This window comes from Microtetraspora sp. NBRC 13810, from assembly GCF_030268685.1.
Lineage (GTDB): Bacteria > Actinomycetota > Actinomycetes > Streptosporangiales > Streptosporangiaceae > BSRQ01.
On the sequence record NZ_BSRQ01000044.1, the window covers coordinates 1 to 9113 of the forward strand.

General features: G+C 67.9%; 10 protein-coding genes. 1 reads left to right on the top strand and 9 read right to left on the bottom strand.

Features of this window, described 5'->3' with window-relative positions; genetic code table 11:
* Positions 1 to 42: 42 nt before the first annotated feature.
* Positions 43 to 693 (bottom strand): hypothetical protein, encoded by a 651-nt coding sequence (locus tag QSK26_RS41225; RefSeq protein WP_285780817.1) that lies wholly within the window; start codon positions 691 to 693, stop codon positions 43 to 45.
* Positions 690 to 1379, bottom strand: a complete 690-nt coding sequence (locus tag QSK26_RS41230; RefSeq protein WP_285780826.1) for a TnsA-like heteromeric transposase endonuclease subunit — start codon at positions 1377 to 1379, stop codon at positions 690 to 692. Before QSK26_RS41230 ends, QSK26_RS41225 begins: the two co-directional genes overlap by 4 nt.
* Positions 1380 to 1986: 607 nt before the next feature.
* Between QSK26_RS41230 and QSK26_RS41235 the strand changes: the two genes are divergently transcribed.
* Complete coding sequence (locus QSK26_RS41235) at positions 1987 to 3021, top strand: coiled-coil domain-containing protein (RefSeq protein ID WP_285780818.1); 1035 nt, start codon at positions 1987 to 1989, stop codon at positions 3019 to 3021.
* Positions 3022 to 3105: 84 nt separating this feature from the next.
* On the opposite strand, the gene QSK26_RS41240 is transcribed toward QSK26_RS41235, so the two are convergent.
* The 7 genes from QSK26_RS41240 to QSK26_RS41270 form a co-directional block, all read right to left on the bottom strand.
* On the bottom strand, positions 3106 to 3564 hold the full coding sequence (locus QSK26_RS41240) for a nuclear transport factor 2 family protein (protein ID WP_285780819.1): 459 nt from the start codon (positions 3562 to 3564) through the stop codon (positions 3106 to 3108).
* 114 nt (positions 3565 to 3678) lie between these two features.
* Positions 3679 to 4458 (bottom strand): maleylpyruvate isomerase family mycothiol-dependent enzyme, encoded by a 780-nt coding sequence (locus QSK26_RS41245; RefSeq protein ID WP_285780820.1) that lies wholly within the window; start codon positions 4456 to 4458, stop codon positions 3679 to 3681.
* A 470-nt stretch (positions 4459 to 4928) separates the two neighbouring features.
* Complete coding sequence (locus QSK26_RS41250) at positions 4929 to 5627, bottom strand: hypothetical protein (protein ID WP_285780821.1); 699 nt, start codon at positions 5625 to 5627, stop codon at positions 4929 to 4931.
* 36 nt (positions 5628 to 5663) lie between these two features.
* On the bottom strand, positions 5664 to 5975 hold the full coding sequence (locus QSK26_RS41255) for a Tn3 family transposase (RefSeq protein WP_285780822.1): 312 nt from the start codon (positions 5973 to 5975) through the stop codon (positions 5664 to 5666).
* A gap of 851 nt (positions 5976 to 6826) precedes the next feature.
* Positions 6827 to 7762 carry an ABC transporter permease gene (locus QSK26_RS41260; RefSeq protein ID WP_285780823.1) on the bottom strand — a complete coding sequence of 312 codons (936 nt, stop codon included), beginning with the start codon at positions 7760 to 7762 and terminating at the stop codon, positions 6827 to 6829.
* 49 nt (positions 7763 to 7811) lie between these two features.
* The gene (locus QSK26_RS41265; protein ID WP_285780824.1) at positions 7812 to 8774 is read right to left on the bottom strand and encodes an ABC transporter ATP-binding protein; all 963 of its coding nucleotides are present in this window, start codon (positions 8772 to 8774) and stop codon (positions 7812 to 7814) included.
* Entirely contained in the window at positions 8771 to 8935 is a 165-nt protein-coding gene (locus QSK26_RS41270) for a hypothetical protein (RefSeq protein ID WP_285780825.1), read from the bottom strand. The genes QSK26_RS41265 and QSK26_RS41270 overlap by 4 nt, the downstream gene beginning before the upstream one ends.
* Positions 8936 to 9113 lie beyond the last annotated feature (178 nt).

The window sequence follows — 9113 nt, forward strand, 5'->3', positions numbered from 1 at the left end:
CCCGCTACAACACGGTCCGACGGCACTCCCGCCTCGGCCAACTCAGCCCGATCGCCTACGAGGCGATGGCAGATAGTCTGAGGCCTGCCGCCTGAAATCGGTGTTCGCGTTCATGGGGGAAGCCCCCTGGTCGCTGGCCTCCTCGATGGCCTGCGCCAATGCTGTCAGCACCCGCGAGTCTGTGCGTCCCGACAGCCCTGCGGCGCGATCGTGCCGCCGGTCGACCAGGCCAACCAGTCCGCTGACCTGGTAACGCTGCCGCTTGCGTTCCACGGTGCGCAGGCTGACGCCGACGCGACCCTCAGCGGCCAGCTCCTGCGCTTTGGCCTGGTCACGCTCGTGGAGCGTGCGCGTGGCGGGATCATAGTCGGGTCGAGGCGGGGTTCCAGGCGGAGCGTCCGGCCGGATCCCGGTAAGGACCTCCACGATGTGCTGCTCCCACCAGCACGCCTCCTCCACCACCTCCTCGGCCAGGCCGTCCAGCAGCCCGGCCGGAAGCCGGGCGCCGGTGTGTCCACCCAGGTGCTCGAAGCGGGGGTCAGCCAGCAGATGCGGCAGGTGAACCACGCTGGTGCGGCCATCTTCGGCCGCCAGCCGTACCAAGGTCCCCGATAGACCGACCACGGTCTGGGCGGCGTCCTCGAACTGGACTCGGTCTCCGATGTGTAGCGCCGGCGGGCGTGTCGTACTCATCGCACCTCCCGCGCGCTGATCTCGGTGACCGGACCGAGCACGGCAGAGGCAAGGTCCGCCGTAAGCCGTCCAGACCACAACAGGTGGTAGAGGACTGGCAGCACGGCCAACCGATCGCCCACTTTCTGCGCGCCACGAAGCAAGGGCGCAGGCGAGGCGAAGACCTCCAGCAGTTGTTCGGCGATGTCCTCCTGGAAGCAGCGCGGATGACGGTATCCCGCCAGCCAGTGGACGTTCGCCCGCAGCTCAGGGGAGGGGCCGCCCGTCCGGCGAAACTCCCAACCCACCTCGGCGCAGGCTCGTGCCATCGCCGTGAACGACTCGGCCGCGGCCAGATCGATTCGGTCGTCGGGGCGGACGTCAACGACCAGGCCCTGACCGTCAACTGTGCGGGCGAAGTAGTCAGGCGCGTGCCTCCGCACGCGGTCCTCTTGAAGCCAGATCAGCCAGAAGGGCTGGGCGGCGAAGGCCACGATGTCCGGATCGAAATCCATCATCATCAGCACGTCGCGTTCCACCCATGATTCGTAGCCGACGTGTTCGCCAGTCGTGGCCGACCACCACAGCCCCGGAAAGTTCTTCTGCCCGCGATAGGACGGGAACGTGCGCACCGCCATCGCCCGCTCGAACGGGATGTTCCAGCTCAACGCGAGTGCGGCATGCTGCTCCGCACCTGTGCTGTCCATGAACACCACTTCGAACTCCGTCCTGTGAACCAGCTGGCCAGCCGGTAAACCAGTCATCTGTCTCCCCTCGCCTCGCACCGTAACGATCACGGCCAGATGGGGACGCACTGTAGCGATCACGCACGCCAGATGTCTGAGACTTCCTCCAATTCACGCCAACTTCGGTGAGACATTCACCCCTTGCCCGCCAGGTCCGTGAGACTCCGACGCCGCCACGGACGGCGGGCACGCCAACTCGATAAGACAGAGCAACGGATGGCGCCAACTCTCGTGAGACCGCGCCAAGTTCCATGAGATCGGACAGCAGACGCGCGCCCGGTCTCCGCTGGATTCACACGTGGGATCAGTGCGTCACAGAGCGTGTAACTTGCGGGAATTGACATTCTCGTGAGTTGCTTCGGCTGCCATCGACGCAACGGATCTGCTTTTCTGATTTTGATTTTCTGGAAAATCAAAATGCTAGGATTCGAGGGTGGCGCTGGAGAGTCAGAGTGTGACGTTGTGCAAACAGTGTGGGGAGCCGGTCGAGAGGCGGCAGGGGAGGGGGAGGCCGAGGGAATACTGTCCGCAGCGCGACTGCCAGGCGGCGGCGAAGCGTGAGCGGGAGATGCGGCGGGCGACGCCGGGGCTGGAGGGGTCGCTGGCGAGGGCCGAGGAGCTCTACGAGCGGATGGAGAAGGGGCTGGCGGCCGCGATCGCGCCGCTGGCCCAGGTGCTGGCCGACGAGCTGAGTCCGGCGGGCGTCGAGGCGCGGATCAGTGCGGTGCAGGCCGAGGCGCACACCCGGGTGGCGATCGCGCGTACCGAGCGGGAGCAGGCTTTCGAGCAGGTACGGCTGGCGCGGGAGGCCACCGAGCACGCCCGGCGTGAGCGTGACGAGATGCGTGTCCGGAGGGAGGAGGCCGACGCCGAGCGTGACACCGCGCTGGCCGACGCGGAGACCGCGCGCGAACAGGCGCTGGCCGCGCTGCGGGAGGCCGCCTCCACCGAGCGGGTCGCGCGGCAGGCGGCCGAGGAGGCGCGCCAGCGGGCGGAGACCGCGGAGAAGGCCCGCGACCTGGCGGTGCGGGAGATGGCCGAGCGGGTCGACGCCGCGCTCGGCGAGGCGACGCAGGCCAGGACCGCCGCGGCCGACGCGGCGCGGCAGGCGGAGCGCGCCGGGCGGGAGCGGGACGAGGCGCGGACGGAGGCGGAGCTCGCCGGGCGGGTGCGCCTGGAGGCCGAGCAGGCGGCCGCCGCGGCGATCGCCCGGGCCCAGGCGGCGGAGGCGGAGCGGGACCGCGCCGTCTCCAGGGCCGACGCGGCGGAAGAGGCCAGATCACGGGCCGTTGCCGAGGCGGCGGCGCGTAAGGCCACGGCCGAGGCCGAGCTGGCGGCGCTGCGGGCGCAAGCCGTACGGGCGACCGAGAGTGCCGAGAAGGAGCGGCGGGAGGCTGACGAGCGGGTGGCGCGGGCCGAGGAGCGTGCGCGTGAGGCCGGCGCGGAGGGGGAGCGCCTGCGGATGGAGCATGCGCTGGAGCGTTCGCGCGTGGCCGATCTGCGCGCGCAGCTCGAATCCGCCCGAGCCGAGGCCGCCCGCCTGCGCGAACGCGCCGTCACCGCCGAACTGCGCCTGCAACCCCCACCGGAGCCCGCCCCGTAACTGCGCCTGCAACCTCCACCGAGCGAGCCCCGCGCCGTAGCTCCTCCCCGGTGCCGGGGCGCCTGCCCGGCTCCGGTCACCGCATCAGTTCCCGGGAGCAGGCGCGGCGTGAGATGCCGAGCCCGCCAGGGGAGTGGTGTCGACGTATCTGATCTCGTAGACGCGCTCCGCGAACTTCCAGCCGTCCGAGGTGCGGCGGTAGCGGTCGTGGTAGACGGCGTAGTTCAGATGCGAGCTCCCGTCGCGCATCCGCCCGAACTCCGAGACGTACGCACGGCCGACCGCGGTGTCGCCCTGAAGCTGGATCGTGCCCGGGTGCACGTTCTGTACGAAGAAGTCCCACAGTTCCCGTAGCCGTTCGACCCCGGCCCGGATCTCCTCCCTGCTGACGAAGCCGACGTTGACGTCGGGGATCCGCCACACGCCGTCCTGCGTGAACAGCGATGCCAGGCGGTCGTAGTCGCGCATCATCCCCGCGTCGGTGAACTCGCCGCGCAACGCCTCGATCTCGAAGCGGTCGACGATGGCCTGTGCGTCGCTCATCGGGTTTCCTTCCTGGCCGGGGTCACGATGTCGGTCTCGGCTGTACGACGAGACAGCCCCGCGGAATGTGAGGCGGCACGGCAACCGCACATTCCTGCCATCAGCGTCAGTGGGTCAGCCGCCGGTGACCCAGTCCATGTGTTCGATCCAGTGGTCGAACAGCGCCCGATCCCCCAGGATCTCCAGGGTAGGAGCCGCATCCAGTGGACGACGCCTGCTGATCACGAGCAGGAGCTCGGCGGCTGGGCCGCGTACCGCGACGTCCGCCTTCGTGTGCGTGCGCTCCAGTACGACCCTGTCCGCTTCCCGGCGTGCCACCCACTCCCCAGGCGCGTCGGTTGCGTGGAAATGCAGAGTCTGACCGCCCCCGCGCATCGCATCGGCGAAGCCCGGCCTGTTCTCCCAGTAGCCGCGGGAAGTCATCGTGTTCAGCCAGTCCTCGATGGCCGCAACGGCAAGCTCCGGCGCCAACTCGTACGGCATGCCGAGCGCCACAGCCGCGTCCGCGCGATGCACGCAAGCCTCGCCGAACAGCCGACGTGACCAGAACGGCACGCCCGCGGCGCCGCCCGACGGATCCCACACCGGCGTGTCATCGGTGACCGATGCGAACGCCTGTCTCGCCTCGGCCGCGCCGTCGCTCAGCCAGGCGCGCCACTGGCCCGAATCGGTGGGACCCGGAACGTAGCCGGCGTACGCCCTGCTCGGCTCGGTCATCTGCTCACCCACGAGCATCGCCACCATACGCTGTGTCCCGCCGACATGGTCGACAAGATCGGCCAGCGTCCACTTCGGACATGTCGGCACCGGGGTCGCCGCATCCCTGCCGTGCACCCAATCGGCAAGCGTGTTCGTCTGCTCGACAACGGCCGTCAAATACGCGGATGTGTCCATCGCCGCACCTCCAAATGCGTTGTGATCTACCCGACGCTCGCGGGCCAGGCTATTCAATGCCGGGCGAAGACGCGCCGGACCGAGATGGTGACCGCCAGGGCGGATCAGCCAGTCGCAGGCCGGTAGCGCAGCCGCACGATGCCCGACCGGTACGGGGTCGCGGCCACCAGTTGAAGGCGGATGGGGCCGACGCCGTCGAAGATGCGCAGGCCCGTCGCCCACAGCGCTGTGCGCGTTCTTCAGCTCCGCCACCGCCTGGTCGAGTTCACCTTTGATTCGCCCACACCTTCCCAGCAATCCAACCTCCAGCCGTCCGGAAACATATACTTTTCCGGACAAACTAACGACCAGGCTCGATACCGTCCAGAAACTCCGTCCATAAAGACGATGCGGCGAAGCCCGTCGATCATGGGGCAGAACTGGTGACACCGCTCAAGATCAAACTACTGGCGCGGCCTTTGCCCGCACCCCTACGACTCCTCGCCCGTGATTCGCATGCGCTCCTCCAATTTGGCCCGGAGATCCGACAGATCGTCATCGGGGAATTCATGGGCGAGAAAGTCAAGCCCGTCCCGCAGGTAGGGCAGTGACACGCACATTCCGTAGTTGTCCGGATCCGGCTTCGCAAAGAGGTACTGCCAGCCGTAGAGGCCCTTGGTGCGCAACATGACGTCGAGGTAGTCGCCGTAGCTAATGTGAAGCCGGGTGGGACCCTGCCTGATGTCGAAATACCAGATCTCCGGCGAGTCCTGGTTCCGGGTGAGCCTCAGTGCGGAGTAAGTGCCGGTCCCTCCCACAGGATGGGTCTCGAAGATCTTGGATGCCTCGACCAGTCGCTCTTCTTCGGGGGTCGCCGGGTAGATCGGCGATGTCCGGGCTCCGCGTAGCATCGCCTCGGCGATGTGCACGATATGGAATTCCCCTGCGATCGCCTCGAACGGGTCCAGTGCCCGCCAGGCGAACAAGAGGCTGGAATGACGGTGAAAGTTCCTGGTCAGTTCGGCGGACAGCGGAATCTCCTCCACTATCCGTATGATCTCAAGTGCGTCTTCGGCACGTTCCATGTAAACAGCCAGCGGTCCCCGGTCGTATTTTTCCGTTCGTACGGAGCTGCGCGCCTGGATCTTCTCCACTGTCTCGCGAAGTCTGCGTTCGTAGTCGGTTTCCACGACTGCCTCCAGTTCAGGGTCTCGGTAGTCCTGGCTTCAGATCATGGGGCGAACAGGACGCGGATTCGAGATGCGGGATTCGAGATCGAGCTGAGTTGTCGGGGCAGCGGCCAGCGGGGTCAGGTTGAGGATCCAGTTGCCGAACCGGCGGATGACGTGGGTGATGTAGGGCGAGATGGTGGCCAGGTCGTCAGGGGCGACGGGGCGGCCTTCGGCGGCGATGGTGTTGGCGGCGTCGGTGACGTCGCAGGCGGTGGAGTAGATCACGCAGTTGGCCAGCAGCTCGTTGAACTTGATGATCTTCTTTCGGTAGTCGGGGTCGTTGTGGCCGATGAAGCGCGCGAACACGCGACAGCTGATTACGCGAGGTCGCCAGTTCTGGACCCGTACGGAACGCGCGGGCGGCCGTCGCGTTTGCTCAACCCTGGGACATGAAGGGCACCACCCGACCTCCGTGGCGGTGCCCTGCATGCCTTCCACGCGGGGAGTGCCCGCGCGGCGTCAAGGATCAGCAGCAGTAACTGAAGTCGGCGTGAGCGGGCGTGGCTGCCGAGGCGATCGCGGCCGACATACCGATCGTCATGAGGGCGGCTAGGACTGCACTGGCGATTCTGCGGCGCATCAGAGATCTCCCGTTTGGAGGGGCGCTTCCGTCTTTACCCCATACCACGCTGTGGCCCCCGCACAAGGTTGCCTGCGCGCTGACCGTCCGGCTGCTTCGATGGTGCCCTGATCCACCATCACCGCTTCCGATCACGCAGTGTCGTTGAAGGCGGACTTCGCGGGCGCGTTGCTGGGTGCGCTGGTGCAGTGGACCGGTGCGGTGGCCGGGCGGCGGCTGCGCCGGTTCTCGGCGGGAAGCCCGGCCCAGGCGGCGCTGCGTAAGATCGTGACGGCCGTGATCGAACCTGCGGTTCGGCAAGGTCAGCGATCCGGCGGTGTCCCGGGCGGTGACAGCGGCGGTCACGCAGCATCTGGGCGAGTGGATGAACCTCGACCCGGCCCGGATGAGCACCCCGGACCATGTGCTGCGGGCCTGGCTGTTTTAACGCGCACGCGACCTGGGGTCCCGGCAGCGAAACTCGATGCTCTCGGGGTCCTGCATGATCCACTGCTCGCCCTCTGCTGGACGCCTTGCAGGCGGCGGTGACGGTCCTGCGCCAGGCCGTCCCGTCACCGTGATGAGGCGATGATCGGTTTCAGATGCGGGGCCGAAGGGTGCGCCGGACGGCGACCCCGCCCAATGCGAGAGCGGGGATGAGCAGGATTCCCGCTTCGGTCCATTGGAACTGCCAGAACCTGTCCGCGGGGTGAAATTCGGTCACCTGTCGATAGCCGTGGCTGAAAGAGCACTTGGCGTACTTCTTGGTCGTTTCGTCTGTTCCACAGGAGCCGGCGAGCGCGAGCGCTCTCTCCTGAGACGTGAACTTCACGCCGCCTCTGTCGATCCAGTAGCTGTCCACGTACAGGGAATCATCCGGCTCGGGATCGTCCATGACCGTGGCCTGCACGACTCGTTCCGGTGTCGCGTAGGAAGATGGCGCCCTGAGGAGTCCGAAGAATGCCAACGCGCACACCGCCAGGGTCACCGCCATCGCCGGCAGGGTTCGCCGGAACAGCGTGCCGGCGGCCATGCCGAGCACGAACGCGGACAGCCACCACGCCGCCGGCACGATGCCGACAACGCGGAACCACCTCATGTCGAAGCGGTCAACGTTGTAGGGGGGGACGTCGAAGGCGGCCAGCCACGGCTCCACGATGCCGGCCAGCGCCAGCCCGCCGAGCGTGACCGCGGCACCGAGCCCGACGATCTTGGCCGCCAACCAGCGCCGCCGCGTCACCGACTGGGTCCAGGTCAGCTGGTGCGTGCCCTGCTCGAACTCCCGGGCCAGGAGCGGAGCGCCCCAGAAGGCGCCGATCATCGCCGGGGCCAGCAGCGGAAGCCAGCCGAGGAGTTCACCCACCGACCGTATGCGCTCGTTCATCTCCACGAGGTAAGCGCTGCAGACGGGCGTGTCCGCCACGCAGTCGGTCGCCGGGGCGTTCTGGGCGGCGAAGTCGGCCGCGCCCGCACCGTTGATGAGCAGAACCGCGCCGAGTACGGCCAGCAGCACCGTGGTGACGAGCACCTGCATGCGGTGCTGCCGCCAGGTAAGCCACAACACTTCGATGTCTCCTTGACGATCAGGAAATGGTCAGGGTCGGACGAGGCAGCGAGGTGGCGTCGGGGCGGCGCAGGTAGGCCAGCACCAGCTCCTCCAGGCTCACGCCGGACGCTGTCCATCGCGGGTCGTGCAACGGCGTTCCCGGGCCGGTGCGGGCCAGCAGGTCAGCCTGCCGTTCGCTGCGGCTGTCGCTGATCACCGGCATCCGGGCCGCCATCCCGTCGGCGAGCTCGGCCGGACCGGACAGCATCCGGTGGGTGGCGAGCAGTTCGTCGACCTCGCCGCTGATCTGAACCTGGCCGCGGTTGAGCACCACCAGCCAGTCGCAGGCGTTGGTCAGGTCGGACACCACGTGGGAGGACAGCACGACCGTCAGCTGAGTCTCGGCGACCGCCGCCATCAGGGAGCGCATGACGTCGTGCCGGGCCACGGGGTCGAGGTTGGCGAGCGGCTCGTCCATGACCAGCAGATCCGGCCGCTTGGCCACGGCGATGGTCAGCGCGACCTGTGCCTGCTGGCCTCCGGAGAGCTTGCCGATCTTGCGGTTCAGCGGGATGTCCAGTTCCGCCAGCCGCTGCCGGGCCAGGGCGTCGTCCCACCCCGGATTGAGATGGTGTCCGAAGCGGAGCATCTCGGCGACGGTGAAGCCGTCGTAGAGGGGTTTGTCCTGGGCCAGGAACGCCACCCGCGCCAGGGCCGCCGCCCGCTGCCCGACTGGTTCGCCGAAGACGCGCACGCTGCCCCGGGTGGGGGTGATCAGCCCGGCGAACAGGTGCAGGAACGTGGACTTGCCCGCGCCGTTCGGTCCGACGAGTGCGACGACCCGGCCGGCGGGGACGGACAGTGTGCAGTCTCGCAACGCCCATGTGCCCCGATACCGCTTGGCGAGCCTCACGGCCTCCAGAGCGGTCGGGCTCTGTGCGAGGGCGGTGAGCTCACCGGATCCGCCGTCGAACATCCTCACTGTCCGATCCGCTGTCATGCGATCTCCTCCTGGGCGGAGTCGGCGAGCACCGTGGCGAACAGCGCCTCCATGTCTCCCTGGTCGAGCCCCGCTTCGCGGCAGTCGTGCACCCACCGGGCGAGGTCGCGGCGGAGCCGGGTCTGATCGGCCGTGGATCCGCTGCCCAGGGACCGCCGCACGAACGTGCCCAGCCCGGGCCGGCCGACGACGAACCCCTCGTGTTCCAGTTCGGGCCGTTCTTGAAACGGCTGGACTGAAGTTGACGGGATCCCGTCTGATCATCGAGATCAGGCGGGATCTTGTCGTTTCAGGGGTTTCCGAGTCGGGTTCGTCCTGGTTTGGGGACTGCGGAGCGGG